The 20045-nt window shown below is 64.6% G+C and carries 15 protein-coding genes; 12 read left to right on the top strand and 3 right to left on the bottom strand.

The genetic code is table 11. The features are described 5' to 3' along the window. Window positions 1–11: 11 nt before the first annotated feature. The 3 genes from C0V82_RS23280 to C0V82_RS23290 are packed head-to-tail and all read right to left on the bottom strand — an operon-like array spanning window position 12 to window position 1225. Window positions 12–479: a hypothetical protein gene (locus tag C0V82_RS23280; protein ID WP_102114812.1), complete on the bottom strand. Its 468-nt coding sequence runs from the start codon at window positions 477–479 to the stop codon at window positions 12–14. Continuing rightward, the gene (locus C0V82_RS23285) at window positions 472–900 is read right to left on the bottom strand and encodes a helix-turn-helix transcriptional regulator (protein WP_102114813.1); all 429 of its coding nucleotides are present in this window, start codon (window positions 898–900) and stop codon (window positions 472–474) included. The genes C0V82_RS23280 and C0V82_RS23285 overlap by 8 nt, the downstream gene beginning before the upstream one ends. Continuing rightward, window positions 890–1225, bottom strand: coding sequence for a hypothetical protein (locus tag C0V82_RS23290; RefSeq protein ID WP_102114814.1), 336 nt, complete (start codon window positions 1223–1225; stop codon window positions 890–892). Before C0V82_RS23290 ends, C0V82_RS23285 begins: the two co-directional genes overlap by 11 nt. Before the next feature lie 494 nt (window positions 1226–1719). Here C0V82_RS23290 and C0V82_RS23295 point away from each other — a divergent pair, with 494 nt between their 5' ends. From C0V82_RS23295 to C0V82_RS23350, 12 genes are all read left to right on the top strand, one after another. Continuing rightward, entirely contained in the window at window positions 1720–2667 is a 948-nt protein-coding gene (locus C0V82_RS23295) for a phage tail tube protein (protein WP_102114815.1), read from the top strand. A 199-nt stretch (window positions 2668–2866) separates the two neighbouring features. Then, on the top strand, window positions 2867–3565 hold the full coding sequence (locus C0V82_RS23300; protein WP_102114816.1) for a hypothetical protein: 699 nt from the start codon (window positions 2867–2869) through the stop codon (window positions 3563–3565). A gap of 92 nt (window positions 3566–3657) precedes the next feature. Further along, window positions 3658–3954 (top strand): DUF1799 domain-containing protein, encoded by a 297-nt coding sequence (locus tag C0V82_RS23305; RefSeq protein ID WP_102114817.1) that lies wholly within the window; start codon window positions 3658–3660, stop codon window positions 3952–3954. Beyond that, entirely contained in the window at window positions 3951–9320 is a 5370-nt protein-coding gene (locus tag C0V82_RS23310) for a coiled-coil domain-containing protein (RefSeq protein ID WP_102114818.1), read from the top strand. Before C0V82_RS23305 ends, C0V82_RS23310 begins: the two co-directional genes overlap by 4 nt. After that, window positions 9317–10801, top strand: coding sequence for a hypothetical protein (locus C0V82_RS23315; protein ID WP_102114819.1), 1485 nt, complete (start codon window positions 9317–9319; stop codon window positions 10799–10801). Before C0V82_RS23310 ends, C0V82_RS23315 begins: the two co-directional genes overlap by 4 nt. Then, window positions 10798–11649, top strand: coding sequence for a hypothetical protein (locus C0V82_RS23320; RefSeq protein ID WP_102114820.1), 852 nt, complete (start codon window positions 10798–10800; stop codon window positions 11647–11649). The genes C0V82_RS23315 and C0V82_RS23320 overlap by 4 nt, the downstream gene beginning before the upstream one ends. Window positions 11650–11748: 99 nt before the next feature. Then, window positions 11749–13275 carry a hypothetical protein gene (locus C0V82_RS23325; RefSeq protein WP_158660160.1) on the top strand — a complete coding sequence of 509 codons (1527 nt, stop codon included), beginning with the start codon at window positions 11749–11751 and terminating at the stop codon, window positions 13273–13275. Window position 13276: 1 nt separating this feature from the next. Beyond that, window positions 13277–13597, top strand: coding sequence for a hypothetical protein (locus C0V82_RS23330; RefSeq protein WP_102114822.1), 321 nt, complete (start codon window positions 13277–13279; stop codon window positions 13595–13597). Window positions 13598–14284: 687 nt separating this feature from the next. Then, on the top strand, window positions 14285–16564 hold the full coding sequence (locus C0V82_RS23335) for a TonB-dependent receptor (RefSeq protein ID WP_158660161.1): 2280 nt from the start codon (window positions 14285–14287) through the stop codon (window positions 16562–16564). A gap of 15 nt (window positions 16565–16579) precedes the next feature. After that, window positions 16580–17350 carry an aspartate dehydrogenase domain-containing protein gene (locus C0V82_RS23340; protein WP_102114824.1) on the top strand — a complete coding sequence of 257 codons (771 nt, stop codon included), beginning with the start codon at window positions 16580–16582 and terminating at the stop codon, window positions 17348–17350. After that, on the top strand, window positions 17350–18240 hold the full coding sequence (locus C0V82_RS23345; RefSeq protein ID WP_102114825.1) for a bile acid:sodium symporter family protein: 891 nt from the start codon (window positions 17350–17352) through the stop codon (window positions 18238–18240). The genes C0V82_RS23340 and C0V82_RS23345 overlap by 1 nt, the downstream gene beginning before the upstream one ends. Beyond that, entirely contained in the window at window positions 18237–19967 is a 1731-nt protein-coding gene (locus C0V82_RS23350) for an LVIVD repeat-containing protein (RefSeq protein WP_102114826.1), read from the top strand. Before C0V82_RS23345 ends, C0V82_RS23350 begins: the two co-directional genes overlap by 4 nt. Window positions 19968–20045 lie beyond the last annotated feature (78 nt).

A 20045-nucleotide genomic window follows, 5' to 3' on the forward strand; every position in this document is an offset into this window, starting at 1 on the left:
TGGGACAGTGTTTACGCCGATGGGCCGAACTGAATTGCGGGCGGGATCATAGGGTTCGGGTTTGGGGCGATGGTCACCGGCCAGTAGGCAGCAAAGATAAGCTCATCATCGGCGAAGACATCGACACTGATCGTGCCGTTCGCGTTGAATGTGGGAAACACCCAACGATTTGTCAGAAACTCGGTTCTGAAACCGCTTTGATCAGTGGCGCGCGGCTCTGTTTCCTGACGCGGAGACATTGTTGTATCAAGGGCAGGATCGTCCAGCGTATCCCCCTTTGCGATGATACGAATAGTCTCTGGCATCGGGGATAAAGGATAGGATATCCACGCGCCCAAACAAAGCTGCGGCAAAGCAGCCGGGGCTGTTCCATTTAGTTTGATGCCCTGCGTGTGCATGCCGACAATCGTCAGCTTGTCATTAAGCTCAACCCGCAGGTCGTCAAACAATATGACACGAACATTGTACCCGTCACGCATGGACGGCCACCTTCATTGCCGGGGTGGACCAATATGCGCGATGCACGATCCCTGTCTTCACCGCCGTCTCTGCCGCGGGCGCTGTGGCGCGCGCCGGGGTTTGGGCAACGGTCCCGCCCACCGGGAAGCGTTGAGAAAAATTCTGCCCAACCGCCGGTTCCCGCGAGGGCAGGGTTACGCGCACAGGCCGGTTCAGCGCGTAGGCCAGATCGGCCAGCGTTTCCAGCGTCATGTTGGTGTCGCCCGACAATTTGCGCGACACGAAGGATTTCTGTTTGCCCAGCACGCGGGCGATATCGGCCTGGGTCAGGCCGCGCTGCGCATGCTCTTCCTCAAGCGCCTTGTTCAGGGCATGCGCAATCTCACCCAGCAGGCGGATATAGGTCTGTCGGCGTTTGTCGATCTTTGACCTAAAGGACATTTCTCAGTACTCCGCCGGGAATGAATTTCGGCTCATCAAGGGGAAGGTTGTTACGCAGCTGCGTCACTTCCTCGATGAAGGGTGTGAAGCGGGCGTGAGAAACCAGGGCAGATCGTAGGGCACCGTTCACGGCGACGAAGCAACTTGGGGCCGCAAACCAGCCGAAAATCCGAACATCATGGGTCTTCAGTTCCCAAACGCCATCAACCATCGGGTCAAGGTTCTTGGCACCCTGGTTATAGACCAGTGGCCGCCCGGTAACGAAATCGTGAAACCGCTGCGTCACCTGTTCAATTGGTGGCAGGGCGCCACGATCACCGCGCAATCCGGGTAACACATCCTCAAACCAACCCAGAAACCCCTGTGTGCAGTAGAGCAGCCGTTCCGGTTGTTCGTCCCTTTCCAGGTCCGTTTCATACCGGTGCAGTACCCCCTACCCTTCCAACATGGCGAGTGTTGCCTTAAAAGGCAACGCCTTCGCCAGAGGGTGGCCATACCTGAACAGCGTGGCACTGTTGCCCTGATTGCCTTGGGATTGGGTGTCATCTGCCCCGTCGAACCCTGCCATGGGTATATGCAATAGCCAGAAAAAATTACCAGAAAAACTCGTTCAGGTCGAAAAATCCCACATGGCCCGGCGCGGGAGTTCCTTATTCAAAATAGGAATAATAGCCTTAACCACCCCGCGCCCGTCCGGGGGGCGGTGGGGGACGGGTCCTGGCAGGGTTGGCGCACCGGACGTGAAGGCCGGCGCCCACCCCGAACATCAACAGGACCGGATGCCGGCCACAGCCGGCCCCCTTCAAGGAGAGTTGATCCATGCCCGCTCCGTTCAAATGGGACACCAAGGTCGTGTTCCTGACGCCCGAGGTCACCAAGGGCACCCCCGTTGCCGTCGCCGCCGGCGATGCGCTGATCACCATGAACGGCGCCATCACGCCGATGGATGGTGGCGAGGTCGAGCTGGCGCTGGATGGGCGTCAGGCTGCTGCGCGTGAGGCCTATACGACCAACCTGCATCAGAGCGTATCGTTCGAGGTGCCGTTGTGCCCGCCCACGGCGGCGGCCACCGCCCCGCATTGGGGCCCGGCGGCGCGTCTGTTGAGCCTGAAGGAAACCATCGTCGCCACGACCCGCGTCGAATATGCCCCGGTCATTACGGGCCAGGAGAGCTTCACCTGCCGCTTCTATCGCGATGGGGAGCTGCGCGTGCTGGCCGGTCTGATGGGGGGCGGGTCCATCCGCCTGACCAACGGCCAGGTGCCGATCCTGACCAGCCAGGCCAAGGGCATCTATGCCGCCCCGTCGGCGGCCAGCGCCCCGCCCGTGGCCCCCACCTATGCCAGCTATCGTCAGCCGGCCGTCCTGTCGGATGAAAACACGCCGACGGTGAAGCTGGGCGGTGTCGATATCGCCCTGGAAAGCCTGGAGATCAATCTGGGCAATGATGCGGTGTTCGTGAACCGCCCCAATTATTCCGGGGCCGAGGTCAACAGCTTCAACCCCACCGGCACCCTGGTCTTCATGGCCCCGCCGCTGGGCACCTTGAATGTCGAGGCCATGCTGGACACCAAGACCAGCCTGCAGCTGGTCCATTACACCGCCGCCGGCACCCAGGTGGGCTTTACCGCCGATGGCGTGCAGATCGGTCGCGTCAGCACGGTCGACCTGAACGGCAATGTCGGCTTTTCGGTCCCCGTCCGCTTCACCCGCCCCGCCGCTGGCGGCAATGCCTTCAAGCTGTGGTCGGGTACGGCGCCGGTTTAATTTTCCGTTCCCTCAGGCGCCGGGCGCCGCCGTCCGGCGGCTCGGGCTTGCGCGACCATGGGGTCGCGGGCGCTCAACGCGCCAGCCACGCTGCGCTTGGCGGATATTGTCCCCGCCCCCCCCGCCGATCGGCTGTGGCCGATGGGCGGGGGAGGCCCCCCAAAACACCCCATCCATTCCATTCCGAAAGGTTTTCCCCATGGGCCTGATCCTTGCCCCCCGTCATTACGAATGGCCGGTGCATGTGCCGGTTCCCAATCCTGGCATTCCCGGACAGTTCGAGACCCGCCGTCTGCTGGCGCGGTTCCAACCGCTGCCCAATTCGGAAGAAGAGGAGCTGCTGACGGGTCTAGCCCGTGCGGGCCGGCAGCGCGACCAGCGGCGCGAGCGTCTGCGCCTGACGCTGAAGGGTCTTTCCGGCCTGACCGACCGCGAGGGCGAGGAGATCGCCTTTGACGAGGAGGTGATGGAACAGGTGCTGGACGATGCCCGTCTGGTGGCAGCCCTGGACAAGGCCTACATGGCGTCCGTTGCGGGGGTGGAGCCGGGCAAGCCCGCCGCCGTCAAGGAAGGCTATGTCCTTGATCAGTCCAACAGTTTCAAGTTTCCCATCGAGGTGGAGCTACCCGATCCGGCCCGTCCGGGCCGCACCGTCACCCACCGCCTGATGGGCACGTTCAAGGAACTGGGCCTGTCGGCATCGGTCAGCAGCCGCGATCTGGCGGGCGATGCCACCTTGGATGTGCAGGGGTTCCAGACGCCGGACGGCAAGCAAGTGCCGTGGGAGCAGGCCAAGAAGGTCGCGCTGGATGATCCGGCCATCACCAACGCCCTGCTGGTGGCCTATCAGCGCGGTCTGGACGGGGTCGCGGTACAGGCGCGCCGCGAAAAAAACTGAGAGAGGCTGCCCGGTTCTGGGGCCGGCGGCGCCACGGCGTCGCCACACCCCGGGCGGATGGCGAACTGATCGCTGACCTTGAACGGTCGGGCATGCCGAAGGAAGCGGCAGAACAGTTCGCCGCCGATATCCGGGCGGCCGAAGGCACAGGCGCGGACACCTGCCCGGTCCGCCCCGATTGCTGGGACATCGTCATGGCGTGGCGCGTGGTCGCCACCCAATGGCGTGTCGCCGCCCTGGGTGGAATGGGGGGCGGCGTCGCGTGGCTGGGCCTGGATTATTCAGGCGTGGCCGCCGGGCTGGCGGGGATGGAAATCCCCGCCACGCCTGATCTCTGGTGGGGCCTGCGCGTCATGGAGGCGGCGGCCAAGGAGGAGCTGAACCGATGAGCGGTCCCAACACAATCACCATCCAGGTGGACAATAGCGGTGCCCTGACGGCCATTGCAGGCACGACGGAGGCGGTGAAGGCGCTGGGTACTGCGGCCCAGCAGACGGCCACGCAGATGCAGGCACTGACAGGGGCCAACAGTGCCACGGCGTCGGCAACCGCCAACGCGCGCGACGCGGCCACCGGCATGACCAGTGCGGCCGGTGGATCGATGGAGGTCCTGTCGGACACGCTGGAACTGGCCGGCGCGGTCGTGGGTGCCGTGGAGGCGCTGGACAAGGCGTTCAAATTGGCGGCCAGCAGCAGCGGCGCCCTGGGTGTTGTCCTGCGTCGCCTGCCCTTTATCGGCGTGGCTGTCGCCGCCGCCGATTTGGCCGTGACCCTTTACAAGCTGGTGGACAGCCAGGGCACGGCCCGTGCTTCGGAAGATTTGTATGCGAAGGCTGTCGAGCAGTCCAACAATCAGCTGCTGACCAGCGAGGAACTGGCCAAGCGTCGGGCCGAGGCCCAGCGCCGTACCGCCATCGAAACCATCCGACAGGCGCAGGAAGCCCTGAACGCGGAAAAGAAGCTGGCCGACGAGCGGCTGCGCGCCGCGACCGCCAACGCACAGCTTGAAGCCAAAGCTCAGGGTAACAGTCAGGCTGATGGCAGCATGGCCAAGGGCAAGACACAGTCAGAGGCTGCCGCCACCCTCGCCAAGGCGCAAAAGGACGTGGCAGCACTGGAGGCCAAGCTGGCCGATCTGGAGGCGCGCAAGCAAGCCTTGAGCAGCCAGACGGAAAGCCCGGATGCGGCCGCACGGCGTCAGGCCCAGCAGGCCGCTGCCTTGAAGCGGGCCGCCGAGGAGCGCACCGCCCAGTTGGAGGCCGAACGCCAACAGGCCGAAGACAGGCGCAAGGCCGAAGAGGCCGAAGCCACCCAGCGCGCCGCCAGCATCAATGCTATGGAGGCCGAAACCCGGACCATGCAACAGGCCCTCCAGATCGCGCAGGAGGAAGCCAAGGGGACAGAGGAGTCCCGCAAGGCTGTTATCGGCCTGACCCGCGACCGCAAGCTGCATAATCTGGAGCTGGAGCGTCAGGCCGCCCTGTTGGGCAAGAATGTCGCGGAACAGGCCCGCATCAACGCCACCTTCAACGACCGCGCCACGGTCATCAAGGGCGAGGCGCAGTTGGCATTGGACGGCATCGACAAGGAAGCCGCCAAGAAGAAGCTGGACGAAACCACCGCCGCATCCAAGGCCCAGGCCGAGGAGGTGAAGAAGGCCGCTGATCAGATCGCGGGCGGCTGGGCCGATGCCATGTTCAACCAGATCACGGGCAAGGGTGGCAGCATCAAGAACTGGTTCAAGGGCCTGTTCAAACAGATCGCCACCGACGCCCTGAAGAACAAGATCGCCCTGCCCATCGTGACCGGTGTGGTCGGTGGGGCCATGGGGGCGCTGGGGGGTGGGGCGTTGGGTGGTCTGTTGGGTGGGGCATCGGCCCCGGCCACGCCGGGTGCGGCACCTTCCCCCGGCGGGGATATCCTGTCGGGCCTGTCCGGCATCCTGGACGGGTTTGAAAAGGGCATCACCGATCTGGGATCAAAGCTGTTTGGCACAGCCGGGGTCGATGGGGCCGCCGGTACCAGCGGCCTGTTCGGGTCGGGCGGGCAGTTGTTCGGGTCCACGGGCCTGGCCAGCGGCGTGTCGGGTGCCTTTGCCGGCGCCGGCCTTGGCGCCACCGCCGCCGGCCTGCTGGGGGCCTTGGGTCTGGGCAAGGGCAATACCAAGGGCGGGGCCATCGGCGGGGCCATTGGCGGGGCGGCGGGCAGCATTTTCGGCCCCTTGGGCACGACCGTGGGCAGCCTGCTGGGCGGGGCCATCGGGTCGCTGTTCGGGGGCAAGCCGTCCAACAAGGAAGGCAGCGCCACCATCGACCTGAACAGCGGCAATGTCGCCGTCGGCGGCTTCACGGGCAAGAAATTCAGCCAGGAGAACCGCGATCAGGCGGCGGGCATCGCCGGCGAGGTGTTGAAGATCAAAGACGCGCTGGAAAAGGGTTTCGGCGCGCGGATCACGGGCACCCTGGCCGTCGGCGCGGGCGACCGCGACGGGTTGTTTGCCACCGCCATCAACAGTTCGGCGCGCACCAGCTTCAAGGATGACAAGGCAGGCACCGAACAGCTTTTGGCCTATGTCACGGGCCAGTTCGTGACCGCCATCCGCGATCAACTCTCGCCGGCCCTGTCCGCCGCCCTGGGCCGGGTTGATTTTAAGGACATGGAAAATGCCCTGGGCGACCTGGATTTCATCCGCAATTTCGAAGACAGCCTGTCGGCCCTGGGCGAAGGGATGGGCGTGGTCAATCAGGTGACCCGCGCGGCCAAGGCCGAGGTCGATGAGCAGATCCAGTCCCTGAAGGATTTCAAGGAAAAGACCGCCCGCCTGTTCCCCGACGATGTGGATCGCGCGGCCACCGCCATGCGCGCCTATGTCGAGGAACTGGTCGGCATCACCGACGCCGCCGAACCCATGACCCAGGTGGAGACGGCCCTGATGGCGCTTCAGGCCCGGTTCGAGGCCTATAAGCCGCTTCTGGAAGAGGTCGGCTATACCGCAGAACAGGCACAGACGGCCATCGCCAACGGCCTGCAAAAGGCCAAGGACACGTTGAAGGGCGAGTTCAATGACAGCCTGGACCGGCAATATAACGACCTGACGGGCAAGGGATATGTCAACCAGATCAACGATCTGGTGAAAACCCGCGACACCGGCCTGCGCGATGCCACGGCCTTGGGCCTGACATCTGAAAAGCTGGACCGAAATTTCGGTGCAGCGCTGGATAATCAGTTCGCGGGCTTGGATAGTGCCGCCCTGAACGATATCAAGGCCCGCTTTGCCGATATGGCCCCCGTGGTGGCGGCCGCCGACCGTGCCCTGGAAAAGCTGAACGGCACGGCACAGGATACGGCCACGCAAAGCCAGATCGCCCGCGACCGCCGCGCCCTGGAAATCCAGATCATGGAGATGCAGGGCAAGGGCGTCGAGGCCCTGGCGGCCCGGCGTGCCGATGAACTGGCCGCCGCTGATGCCTCCCTGCGCCCCCTGATCGAACATCGCCACCGGCTGGAAGATGACGCCAAGGCAACCGAACTGGCCAATAGCCGTCGCGCGCTGGAAATCCAGAATCTGGAATTGGCTGGCAAGAGTGTCGAGGCTCTGGCCGCCCGGCGTGAGGATGAACTGAAGGCCGCCGACGCCTCGCTGCGTCCCCTGATCGAACATCGCCACCGGCTGGAGGATGACGCCAAGGCAACCGAACTGGCCAATAGCCGCCGTGCGCTGGAAATCCAGAACCTGGAATTGGCTGGCAAGAGTGTCGAGGCTCTGGCCGCCCGGCGTGAGGATGAACTGAAGGCCGCCGACGCCTCGCTGCGTCCCCTGATCGAACATCGCCACCGGCTGGAGGATGACGCCAAGGCAACTGAACTGGCCAATAGCCGCCGTGCCATGGAAATCCAGAACCTGGAACTGGCCGGCAAGAGTGTCGAGGCCCTGGCCGCCCGGCGTGCCGATGAACTGGCCGCCGCCGATGCGTCCCTGCGCCCGCTGATCGAACATCGCCACAAGCTGGAGGATGCGGCCAAGGCAACCGAACTGGCGACCAGCCGCCGTGCCCTGGAAATCCAGATCATGGAGTTGGAGGGCCAGAGCGTGGAGGCCCTGGCGGCCCGGCGTGCGGACGAACTGGAGGCCGCCGATGCGTCGCTGCGCCCCCTGATCGCCCGCCGTCACGCCCTGGAGGATGAAGCCAGGGCAGCGGAACTGGCCCGTGCCAAGCGGGGCCAGGAAATCCAGATCCTGGAGCTGCAAGGCCGCAGCAGCGAAGCCCTGGCCCTGCGCCGCCGGGAGGAGATGGACGCCGCCGACGCCGCCCTGCGGCCCATGATCGCCTATCGCCACGCGTTGGAGGATGAGGCGGCGGCCCGCACGGCCGCGCTGGCCCTGTCCGACCGGCTGTTTGCCGCCACCAACGACGCCAGCACCCTGACGGGCGCGCTGGCCGCCTTTGACCGCAATGCCAACCGGGAACGGGCAGAGGCGGCGCGCGGCGGGGTCACCAATCTGGTGCAACTGGAACAGGTTCTGGCCGCCGAACGCGCCCAGATCATCAAGGATTTCAACGATAAGGCCGTAGAGGCGGCCCAGGCCAAGGCCGATCAGGCCCGCGACACCCTGATTGCCGCCTATGAGCGGGAGGCCGATGCCGCCCGCAATCTGGCCAATTCCTGGCGTGAGGTGGGCAGGGGCATCCGCGCGGCGTTGAAGGCCGATCAGCTTTCCGACCAATATTCCAGCCTGAACCCGCAGGATCGGGCCACGCTGGCGGAGGATGAGCTGCGCCGGCTGGCGGCCCGCGCCAATGATGCCAGCCTGTCCGCCGCCGAACGGCTGGAAGCGGCCCAGGCCCTGCCAGAGGCGCGCCGCGCCTTCCTGGATGCTGTCCGCCCGCTTTATGAGGGCACGGAACGCTGGGGCCAGGCGCTGGACCTGTCCGCGCAACTGCTGGACAGCGTGGCCCTGGCCGCCACCCGTGAGGTGGATATCGCCCAGCAACAGGTGGATCTGGCGCAGCAGCAATTGACGGCACTGGGCGTGGTCAACCAATCGGTGCTGACCGTGGCCCAGGCCCTGGCCGACTATCAGGCGGCCCAGGCCCAGGTGGCGGCGGCGCGTGCGGCGGCCCAGACGGGGGCGCAAACCGTGACCACGGCCCCGGCTTCCCCGGCGGGCGTGCCGGCCAACAGCAACCAGCCGGCCCTGACGCTGGACCGGGTGCGCGGTGACCTTCTGTCCACGCCCTTCACCACCCATGACCTGAACGGCACCGCCATTGCCCGTTTCACCGGCCCCAATGGCAACAGCATCAGCCTGCTGGCCAGCGATCTGCAAACACGGCCCGTGGAATATCTGGCGGAAATGGCCCGCCAACTGGGTCTGGCCGGGTATCAGCAGGGCGGCATTGTGGGCAATGGCATCCACGGCGTCGACAGCGTCCTGGCCCGGTATCAGGATGGCGGGCTGATCGGGCTGGCGGGGGGTGAATTCGTCACCCGTGCCGCCGCCGTCACGCCGGAAACCCTGCCTTTCCTGCGCGCCATCAATGATAGCGGGCGTCCGCCGCCCATCCTGTCGGGCGTGGCCGATACCAGCCGCCTGGAAGGGCTGTTGCAGGACCTGCTGGCCCAGACCAGCAGCAGCGGCCGCACCCTGGCCGACCTGAATGCCCGTGGCTATGAGGCGCTGGTCAACCGGCTGGAAGGCCTGCTGTCCCAGGGCCAGGATCAGGCCGCCGACCGCCGGAGGGCCGCACGATGAGCATCATCCATCTGGTTGACTGGACCGTCTGGAACAACCTGACCGGTGCCATCGAGATCTGGCGGTTTACAGAGGCGCGCGAAGGTTATCGCCAGGGCAGCACGCAATGGCTGCCCAACCTTCTGGCCGGGCCGGTTCTGGGGCAGCATCTGTGCGGCGACAGCCTGGGCAGCCCCGCCACGCTGGAGGTGGGGGACCTGACCCTGGTCACCACCAACCTGCCGCGCGGCCCCGGCAATGCCCGCTTCCCCGATGATTACAGCTTTGAAGGCCATCCGGTCCTGATCCGCCGCGGCATAGCGGGCACCACACCCGCCGCCATGACCGTGGTGGTCAATGGCCTGTGCAATGAGGTGCAGCCCATGAAAACCCGCCTGACCGGCCGGATCAGCGGGCGGGAGGCACGCTATGACCAGCCGCTGTCCCCCCCCTATGCCGGCACGGGCGGGGCCGAGGGCGGGGCCGACCGCACGGGCCGCCCCCTGCCGTTCGGCGTGGGGTCGGTGGATGGGGTGGAAGGTGATTATCTGGGTCTGGTGGGTGGCCTGCATTCCTGGCGTCTGGCCCCCTCGCTGGCCGATGTGCGGGCCGGATGGGTCGGCTGTTCGGCGCTGACCAAGGTGACGGGCACGCCCAGCACGGGACAGTTCAGCGTCACCGCCGCCACCGGTCTGGTACAGGTGGGGGGATCGGCGCTGGCCGGTTTCCCCTACACCTGGGATGTCGATTATGACGCGCCGGGCAGCCGCAGCATCGCGCATGGCCTGCAAAAGCTGGCGCTGCGCGTGCCCGGCACGTCCATCCGCCCCGGTGCCGTCACGGCGCTGGCATCGGCCCTGCCCGATGAGATCGGCTGGTGCTGGACCGGCGAGGTGACGGTGCGCCAGGCGCTGACCGATCTGGCGTCCCGCTCGCTTTGCTGGTGGCTGGAGGATGCGGCGGGTCTGCTGGATATGGGGGCGCTGTCGGTGCCCGCCGGGGCCGTTTCGGTGGCCGATTTCGACCGGCAGACCATTGTGCGCGGTTCCGCCCGCCTGTCATCCGGCTGGCCCTCTGCCGGCGGTTTGATGCCGTCGCGTATCGACCTTGCCTATGGCCGCTGCCCGCGTGTCCACAGCGCGCAGGAGGTGCAAGGCGCGGCCGATGCCACCCGCCGCGCCTATGCCACGCTGGAATGGCGGCAGGCCGGCGCCAGCCTGTCCGGCCCCGCCGGGGCGCGGCCCGCCGCCCAACCGCTGCTGATGGAGACCCCGCTGCGCAGTGCGGCGGCGGCAGCCACAGAGGCGGCGCGGCGGGCGGCGTTCGGCCCGGTGCGGTTCCTGGATCTGCGCGTGCTGGGCGATGTGGTGCCGCGTGGGTCCATCGTCACCGTCACACTGGATTATCCCGGCCTGCGCAGCCCGAAAAAGGCCCGCATCCTGTCCGTCGTCCCCAGGCCGCGCGGTGGCGCGGCCGATTACCGTCTTTGGGTGTCGCCATGACCATCACACCGCTGATCCTGATCGGCCATTCCAACCGCGTGCCCTCTGCCACCATCACCGGTGGTTCCTGGACCGGCAGCCGCGATCTGGTGAAGACGCGGCCCACAGGCACCCGCCTGATCGCCACCTCCAACGCGCTGTCGGCCACGAAACTGACGCTCACTTGGGCGCGGCCACAGCCGATCCAGATGCTGGCCGTCGTGGGCCATAATGGCAGCCGCAACGGCCTGATGCGCTGGTCCGCCTATGAGGGGGCGACCTTGCGCTATCAGGGGGCTTGGCTGGACCTGAAGGCCCCGGTGGCCAGCACCTATGCCCTGTCCTGGTACGATTTCGGCCTGTTCACGGGCAAGCCGGAGGATGAATTCTACGCCCGCTATCCCTCACAGGTCTTCGACTATCTGCCCGCCACCATCGGCGCCGACCGGATCGAGGTGGAATTCGACGATCAGACCAATGCCGAGGCCTTGTCCGTCGGCTTCATCGCCGCCATGCAGGTCTGGCAGCCATCGGTGGCGCCCGACTGGCCCATCGCCATCAGCCCGCGCACCGTGTCGGAGCTGGAGGTGACGGAGGGCGATGTGGAACTGGGCGTGGAAGGCGCGCCCGTGCGCGAAACCCGCCTCTCCTTCGCGCATCTGCCCGAAGCCGACGGCATCCGCCTGAACCGCATCCAGCGTGAAGCCGGCGAGACGGGGGAACTGTGGCTCGATATCGACCCGCAGGCGCAAGGGGCCATGACCAATTACGACCGCGCCATGCTGTGCCGTCAGGTCGATCCCGAGGGCGTGACCTTCAGCGAATTCTGGCGCGCGTCCGGCGCGCGTCTGTTCCGGGAGGTGTTTTAGACCTGTCTTGACAGGTCCGGCGGCGACCGCCGCCGCGCGCACATCCCCGCCTTTTCAGCCTTCTAGGAAATTCTCCATTCAATGACAAGGGGTTAGACAATGTCTCCTTCTCCCGCCCTCGACCGCCTTTCTAACGGCCATTACAATACCGGTGACTGGAATGCCGCCACCAATCCCGGTGGCATGGGCGGCGACGGCCATCGCCAGGCCCTGGTCCCGCCGAAGCCGCCGCAGACAGGGTCGTACCCGGTACTGACTGCCGATATTGCAGAAGTGGCGTCCGGATTGCCGGCGGTGGCCGCGGCGGCTGCTCTGGCAGCGGGCGGCGGCGTCCTTACTTTCCCGTTAACCTGGGACACAGGCACCAGCAGTGCGGATCCAGGCGCGGGCCGTATCCGGGCCAACAGCGCCAACATGTCCATGGCGTCCCTGGTTATGTTGAGCGCAACTGACAGTTCGGGCCTTTCAATTGCCGCTGCCCTCGGCCAACTGACGGCCAGTAGTTCAGCGACAAAGGCCTTGATCCGGGTCGGCCATCGGACCGACGCAACAAAGTACGCGATCTGGTCCGTCACGACGTCCGCCAACAATGGTGCATGGCGCTCCTTCACCGTGACGCCGATCCTCACGACGAGCGCCAGCCCTTTTAACAACGGCGATCCTGTCGCCCTGTCGGCTGTTTGTGTCGGCGATAAGGGTGATACGGGAAATCCCGGTACGGCAGCCAGCGATACGGTCGCTGGTATTGTCCGTATTGCAACGATGACGGAGTTCGCGGGGCGGACCGCCACACAGCAGGCTGTGACACCGGCGCATCTGGCCCAGGGTGCGGGTATCGGTGGCGTCGATCTGATAAGTGCGGCCAGTTTGTCCCTGCCGGCCGTCGGAGACTACTTCCGGGTGACGGGCACGACCAGCATCGCGGCCCTATCAGCCCGAGGCGTTGGGCGGCGTGTCCTGTTGCGGTTCATGTCCCCCTTGCAATTGACCCATAATAGCACTTCCTTCGCCCTTCTTGGGGCATCAAACATTGCCGTTACAACCAATGATCTGGCGGCCTTTGCCAGCGATGACGGAACCAATTGGCGCATGATCTGGTATTCCCGTGCTAGTGGTCAGCCTTTGGCCATGCCGGGCTCGCTGCTCATTGGCACCCCCACAGTGGTGGGGTCGGCAGTAGGACAGATCGACTTTACAGGGATAGATTCCACTTTCGACGATTACGAGTTGGTCGGCCATGGGATCAAGTTTTTAAATAACGGCAGCTCTCTGGCTTTCGATTATCGGGTCGGCGCCTCGACATGGGGTGGGCCGCAAAACGGCATGGCGATCCAGCTGACCAACAGTGCTGGGATCACATCGGGGGCCTGGAGTGGTGCCATCGTTTCTAGCCAGTCAAATGCGGCCGGCAGTATCAGTGGCTTCGTTCTTCGGCTCCTGGGCGCAAACTCGGCTGAGTCCAAAATTGTGCGGTCCTGGTCTGTCGCCAATACCACCGGCGATCACGGCATGCGCGATTGTGGCGCATGGTTGGGCACCAACAGTGCGGTTACCGGCATTCGTCTGTTAGGTTCCTCCAGCATCCTGGCTGGGACTTTCAAACTTTATGGTTTCCGGAGAGCCTGACATGATGGTGATTATTGACGGAATGCCACGGCCTGCTACGCCCGAAGAGGTGGCGGACATCCTGGTGAAGCGGGCGGCAGCCGCCGTGCTTCGCGTGCCTGCCACCGTCTCCCAGGCACAGCTGCGCATCGCCCTTCACCGGCGGGGCCTGCTCGCCGCGGTGGAGGCTGCGGTTCGGGACACCGAAGATGTTGAACTCGCCATTCGGTGGACCGCGCCAACGGTGGAGCGTAACAGCCCTTTGCTGGTTGCAGTGACGTCTCAGCTTCGGCTGTCTTCGATGGACATTGATCAGATTTTCAGGGAAGCGGCAACGCTGTAGACAAAAGCTCACGCAGCTCGGCGCCTTCCCCGCCCACTATATCGCCCTCTGACCCCACACCATTCCCGCCCTGTCCCAGCGTTACCGGCATCCGCCCGCGCGGGTGCCGGCCCTGCACCCCGCATGTTTTTACGGGGAACGCCCTCCAAAGCCCGACCACCCCTCTCCAGCCCGGCTGCGCGACGGCCACGGGCATCCCCCCGTTCAACCTGCCCCCCTGGTATCAAATCCCAACATCGAATGGATCAAATCGGGGGAGAGGGGATATGTTGCTAGCCTTAAGCGGGGAGTACCGCCCAGTGTCATGTCCGGCGCGTTATAACAATACCGGCATAACACGCGGCCCCTTCAGTATATTACTGTTATGCTCCCCCTTCCTATGATGGGTACACATGGAGGAGCAGACCGCGACGTGAAAAAAATTCGTCGATCCCTGGGCGGAAGGGCCGGTACCGTAAGGGTTGCCGGCAGCAAGCACACCATGGTGCGCAGTTGAAAACACTGCCCGCCGGGAGCGGCATGATGCACAACATTCGAGACCGCCTCCAGGGACTGTCCCTCGGGCCGGACCGATCTTACCTGCACCTAATCCCCGCCCAACGGGTGAGGCGGGGTACGCGGTCCTTCGGTCCCACCGGGCCGGCCCTCCATGCGGATAAAAACCGAATGGAACAGGGGGTCTCGAACATGACCAAGTCTCAACTGACGCTGCGCGCTGTGCTGCTGGCCGGTGCTGCCCTTGCCACGGCCATGCCGGCTCTGTCGCAAGAACTGATGCTGGAAGAGATTGTTGTGACGGCGCGCAAGCGGGCAGAGAGCCTGCAGGATGCCGCCGTCTCCGTCAGCGCCTTCACTGCCGAGGGCCTGCAGCGCGCGGGGATCGGCGATGTGCTGGAGGTGGTGAACCGGGTGCCCGGCTTCACCATGAATGCCGACAACGCGACCGAACCGAACATCTTCATGCGCGGCATCGGCACCGACATTGAAAGTGCCGCCAGCAGCCCCGCCGTCGGCTTCTTCCTGGACGATGTCTATCTGTCCCGCGCCCAGGGCACCAACCTGGAACTGTTTGATTTTGAACGGATTGAGGTGGTACGCGGGCCGCAGGGCACGCTCTATGGTAAGAATGTCGTGGGTGGCGCCGTCAACTTCATTACCAAGCAGCCGACCGAGGACCAGGACACCGTCGCCGAAGTGTCGGTCGGCAATTACAGCTTTCTGCAATTCCGCGGCGCCACTGGCGGTGCACTTGCCGACAATCTCTATGGCCGCATTGCCTTCTCCGCCCGTGGCCGCGACGGCTTTGCCTATAATACCTTCACCAAGAATGATGTGGAGGACCTGTCCTCCATGGGGGTGAAGGGCGCGCTGCGCCTTGTCGCATCCGAACAGCTTGAAGTGACGGCATCGGCCGATTTCTCCCGCCGACGCAGCGACGGCCGCTGGATCGACATGGTGATCCCATCGGCCCACAATGTGCCCTTCAAGAACCCCGACCCGCGCAAGGGTCCCAACAATGTGGATGGGCGTCAGCATTCCGATGTCGGCGGCGGCAGCATCAAGGCAGTGTGGAGCCTGGAGAATGGCTCCATCACGTCGCTGACCGGCTATCGCGAGGCGACGTTCGAGGACAAGAACAACGATGCCGGTTCCTATCTGGACATGGACAAGCTACTGCGCGACGCCAATGGCCGCATCCAGTTCGGCAAGATCGACCGGTCGAAGTTCAATGATGATTTCTACATCAACGCCAAGACCGAGGATGTGAAGACCTTCAGCCAGGAGTTCCGCTACAGCTCCGACTTTGACGGTCCGTTCAATGTCATGGCCGGCCTGTTCTATATGGGTGAGGATATCGGTCGTAACGAAGATGCCGATTACATCTTCGTCGATTACTTCGCGCAGGGGCGGGAGACGGCCCGCACCACCGCCAAGGGCGACACCTGGTCGGCCTTCGTCGAAGGCACCTGGGCCGTGACCGATACGCTGAAAGCCATTGGCGGCGTGCGTTATACCAAGGATATCAAGAAGTTCACGGTGGCCCGCGCCGCCTTCGGCGATTTCCTGGGTCAGGATTTCGAGGATGCGCAGGGCCGGCCCACCACGGCCTTCACGGCGGGTGACAAGCACACCTGGTCAGCCTGGACGCCCAGCGCCACCCTGCAATGGAAGACCAGCGACGATGTCATGCTCTATGCAACCGTCGCCAAGGGCTTCAAGAGCGGCGGTTGGAACGGGGAGAATGCCAACAACCCGACCGAAGCCGCCGTGCCCTACAATCCCGAATTCGCCTGGAACTATGAAACGGGCATCAAGTCGCAATGGCTGGACAACCGGCTGCGCCTGAACCTGACCGGCTTTGTCGCTGATTATAAGGACCTGCAGACGCAGCAATATGTGATTTTCAGCAGCTCCCTGCCGCCCGACAATGTCATCGCCAATGCCGGCAAAGCGCGGGTGAAGGGGCTGGAGCTGGAACTGCTGGCCGTTCCAGTGGAGGGGCTGACCCTGTCGGGTTCCTACGCCCTGATGGATGGCAAGATTACAGGCGATCTGATCAGCACGGCGCTGCGCTATGACCCGTCCTGCTTCTGCTCCAAGCCGGTGCCCACCAACCTGAAGGGCAACAAACTGCGCCGTACGCCCAAAAATTCGCTTTCGGCGGGCGCGCAGTATGAGTTCCCGGTGAATGAAAAGGTCAACGGCCTGATCCGCGCGGATTACAGCTGGACCGATGGTTACTTCTTCGAGAACGAGAACAGCGACCGCACCTGGAACCCGTCTTATGGTCTGATCGATGCCGGCGTCGGTGTCGTGGCCGATGATGGGGCCTGGGAACTGATGCTGTGGGGCAAGAACCTGACGGACAAGCTGTATACGGCGGGCAAGACCGACGTTATCGGCTCTGTCCTGGCCTCCTACGCCCCGCCGCGCACCTATGGCGTCACGTTGAAAGTCAAATTCTAAGCCAACGGAGGCCACATGGCACGGGTCGGGATCATCGGGTTCGGGTTTGTGGGCAGCGGGCTTTACCGCTGGCTGGCCGGACAGCCCGACCGGTATCAGGTGGCCTTCGTCCATGCCCGCGATCCGGACAGGCTGGGCGATGTGCCGGCGGAATTGCGGCTGACGGACCTGTCCACCGCACCGCCCGCCGATCTGGTGGTGGAGGCGGCGCATCCCGCGATCACGGCGCAGTTCGGCGCTAGCCTGCTGTCGCGGTCAGATTACATGCCCTTGTCGGTGTCGGCCCTGGCCGATGATGAATTGCGGGCACGTCTGCTGGCCGTTGCCTCGGCCTATGGTCACCGACTGCTGATCCCGCACGGGGCCATGGTCGGGGTCGACAGCCTGTTCGAATGGCGCCGGCAATGGCTGGATGTCACTATCACCTTCCGCAAGCCGCCGGCCAGCATCGAACCCGTGGCGGGTGCGGTGGCGGCGGGCGGGGAGCAGATCCTGTTCGATGGGCCGGTGCGGGAAATCGCGCGGCGCTTTCCCCGCAATGTCAACGCCATGGTCACCTGTGCCCTGGCCACCGTCGGCCTTGACCGTTGCCGTGGGCGCATGATCTCCGACCCAGCAGCAACACAGCTGATGCTGCAACTGGAAGCCATCGGCACTGACGGCTCTCGCCTTTTCATCGAACGGCAGCAACCGGCGGCGGGCGTGTCGGGCAGTGAGATGTTTGCCTCCCTCTGCCGTTCCGTGGAACTGGCCCTGCGCCCGAAACAGGCGATGGAGTTCGTGTGATGATCCCGTTCGGCTTCTTCACGGGCTTTGCCTTTCCGGCCACGGTCTTCATCATCATGGTGGGGATGGGCCTTGCCCTGACGGGGGCGGATTTCCGCCTGCTGGGCCGCGCGCCGAGGGCCGTTCTGGTGGGCCTGTCGGCGCAGCTGATCCTGTTGCCACTGCTGGCCCTGGCGCTGGCCACCCTGCTGCCCGTCGATCCGTTGGTGAAGGCGGGGCTGGTGCTGATGGCGGCGGCACCCGGCGGGGTGACGTCCAATGCCATCACCCTGGCGGCGCGGGCCGACGTGGCATTGGCCGTGGCCCTGACGGCCCTGTCCAGCCTGTTGGTCTGTATCACCTTGCCCTTCTGGTCGGGGCTGGCGCTGGATCTGTTTCTGGCACGCGACGGGCAGATGCGCCTGTCGCCGCTGGAGGCGGGGCTGTCTCTGGCGCTGGCGACGGTCCTACCGGTGATGATCGGCATGGCGGTACGGCGCTTCCGGCCCGCCTTCGCCCTGGCCGTGCTGGCCCGGTTCCGGATGGTGGCCGTAGGCCTGATCCTGTTCATGTGCCTGACAACGACATTCTACAACCTGCATCACTTCACCGACCTGACCGTGGTGATGGAGAATGTGGGGGCGGCGGCGGCCCTGATGCTGACCGCCATGGTGGGGGCGGCACTCTATGCCCGGTTCTGGCGGTTGGGGATTCAACAGCGGCTGACCATCACGATCGAGGTCGGCGTGCACAACATTGCGGTGGCCCTTCTGGCTGCCTTCACCCTTTTGGGAGACCCCACAGTGGCGCGGCTGCCGCTGGCCTATGGTCTCCTGATGATCATCATGCCCTGGTTCTTCGTGGTGGCGGCGCGCCGCCGGATGAAGACCGACAAGGAGAGTGCATCATGAAATCCGCCTTCCGCCTTTCCACCCTGTGCGCGGCCCTGGCCCTGCTGTCCGGCGCGGCGTTGGCCAGCGACGAACCGGCCAAGATTGATATCCGCGATCCCATTATTCAGCGCTGGTACGACATCACGCCTGACAAGATGCCCCCCATGCCGGCCCCCGGCACCTGGGGCATGGACAAGGCAACGGGCAAGTTCGTGCATCCCAAAGCGACGGAGGCCGTGCATGGCGCGCCCAGCTTTGACGGGCAACTGACATACTGGGACCAGAAGGATTACGCGCTGAACATGAAGGTGGAGGCGTTCTACCCGCTCTCCGCCTCGCCCTATCATGAGTGGCAGAATATCGTCGATTTCGGCGACCGCCGGATCATGTATGTCTATAACCGTCGGCATCTGAAGGTGTTCGACATCACCGATCCCCGGGATGCCAAGCTGCTGGCGACCAAGGGTTCCGACTGGGGCAAGGACGGGCCGACACCGGAACAGAACCCGTTCCCCGCCGGCGACGGCATCGGCGCTGCTTCCATTCAATGGAACGCGGCCCTTGGCAAATATGTCATGGTGCAGTCCTTCGAGGTGTCGCGCATCGGCATCCTGGAGGATAAGCGCAGCCAGCCCGACAAGGTGGATGCCATCCGCCATGCCAATCACCTGAAGGGGTTCAAGGTCTATGCCATGAACGGCCCGCTGCCCGATCAGTGGGAACTGATCGCCACCCGCACCACCGACGCCGCCCACCCCGCCGCCCCCATCGGGCAGCAGCAGGGATCGGGATCGCTGGATGTGCCGGCCTGGTATGGCGGCAAATACATGTTCCTAGCGACCGCCCCCGACGACACCTATGCGCTCGCCGAATATAAGGATTATCTCTACAGCCCCGGTTATCAGGCCTGGGACATGTCGAACCCGGCAAATCCGAAATGGCTGTCCAACTTCGCGGCCCCCGGTCAGATCATCGGCGATGCCGCGCATGAGGCCGCCTATTTGAAGAATCCGCGCGCCGGTAACCGCACCTCCTGGATGGGGGCCCGCATGCCGCTGTTCATTCCAAAGCCCGTAGAAAAGGGGGGCAAGGTCGCCTTCGCCGCCATGGCAGGTCTGGGCCTCTATACGCTGGATATCTCCGACCCGGCCAATATGAAGATCATCGGCCATCTGGAGTTGCCGCCCAGCTTTGCGGGGACGGAGGCCGACAATGTCAATCTCAGCCAGTATGAGAAGACGGGCGTCATCTTCCTCAACGGCTATCCCATGAATGACGAGTGTTTTGAGCCGTACAAGGACATCTACGCCATCGATGTCCGCGACCTGAAACACCCGAAGATCATTTCCACATTCCCACGCCCGACCCCGCCCAAGGAGGCTGCCTTCACCGATTTCTGTCAGCGTCGCGGCAGTTTCGGGCCCAAGCGGCCGGGCTACCATACCCAGCCGGGTGGCGGGCGTGACGGGCTGGCCATCTATGCCTTCTACAATGCCGGCATCCAGATCTTCGATGTGAAGGACCCCGCCAAGCCCGCCATCGCCGGCTATTACGTGCCGCGCTTCCCCAAGGATGGTGAGATCTTTGAAAGCGTGAAGGGCAACCTCGCCTTCGGCACCTACATCGAATATGACCGCAACATCATCTGGATGTTCACCAATCACGGCTTCTATGCCCTGTCCAGCCCGCTGCTGGGGCCGGTGAAGGCTGGCGTGCCCGCCACGCCCTGGCCGCCCCGGGACTGAGGCCCGATACAGCCTGACGCATTCCCTCCCTGGGGCCGGATCGCCGAACGCGGCCCGGCCCCATTTTTCTGACCGACG

Source organism: Niveispirillum cyanobacteriorum (assembly GCF_002868735.1).
Taxonomy (GTDB): Bacteria; Pseudomonadota; Alphaproteobacteria; order Azospirillales; family Azospirillaceae; genus Niveispirillum; species Niveispirillum cyanobacteriorum.

Coding starts and splice junctions, on each gene's coding strand:
- C0V82_RS23280 (WP_102114812.1), bottom strand. CDS start 479: ATGCGTGACGGGTACAATGTTCGTGTCATATTGTTTGACGACCTGCGG.
- C0V82_RS23285 (WP_102114813.1), bottom strand. CDS start 900: ATGTCCTTTAGGTCAAAGATCGACAAACGCCGACAGACCTATATCCGC.
- C0V82_RS23295 (WP_102114815.1), top strand. CDS start 1,720: ATGCCCGCTCCGTTCAAATGGGACACCAAGGTCGTGTTCCTGACGCCC.
- C0V82_RS23300 (WP_102114816.1), top strand. CDS start 2,867: ATGGGCCTGATCCTTGCCCCCCGTCATTACGAATGGCCGGTGCATGTG.
- C0V82_RS23305 (WP_102114817.1), top strand. CDS start 3,658: ATGCCGAAGGAAGCGGCAGAACAGTTCGCCGCCGATATCCGGGCGGCC.
- C0V82_RS23310 (WP_102114818.1), top strand. CDS start 3,951: ATGAGCGGTCCCAACACAATCACCATCCAGGTGGACAATAGCGGTGCC.
- C0V82_RS23315 (WP_102114819.1), top strand. CDS start 9,317: ATGAGCATCATCCATCTGGTTGACTGGACCGTCTGGAACAACCTGACC.
- C0V82_RS23320 (WP_102114820.1), top strand. CDS start 10,798: ATGACCATCACACCGCTGATCCTGATCGGCCATTCCAACCGCGTGCCC.
- C0V82_RS23325 (WP_158660160.1), top strand. CDS start 11,749: ATGTCTCCTTCTCCCGCCCTCGACCGCCTTTCTAACGGCCATTACAAT.
- C0V82_RS23330 (WP_102114822.1), top strand. CDS start 13,277: ATGATGGTGATTATTGACGGAATGCCACGGCCTGCTACGCCCGAAGAG.
- C0V82_RS23335 (WP_158660161.1), top strand. CDS start 14,285: ATGACCAAGTCTCAACTGACGCTGCGCGCTGTGCTGCTGGCCGGTGCT.
- C0V82_RS23340 (WP_102114824.1), top strand. CDS start 16,580: ATGGCACGGGTCGGGATCATCGGGTTCGGGTTTGTGGGCAGCGGGCTT.
- C0V82_RS23345 (WP_102114825.1), top strand. CDS start 17,350: ATGATCCCGTTCGGCTTCTTCACGGGCTTTGCCTTTCCGGCCACGGTC.
- C0V82_RS23350 (WP_102114826.1), top strand. CDS start 18,237: ATGAAATCCGCCTTCCGCCTTTCCACCCTGTGCGCGGCCCTGGCCCTG.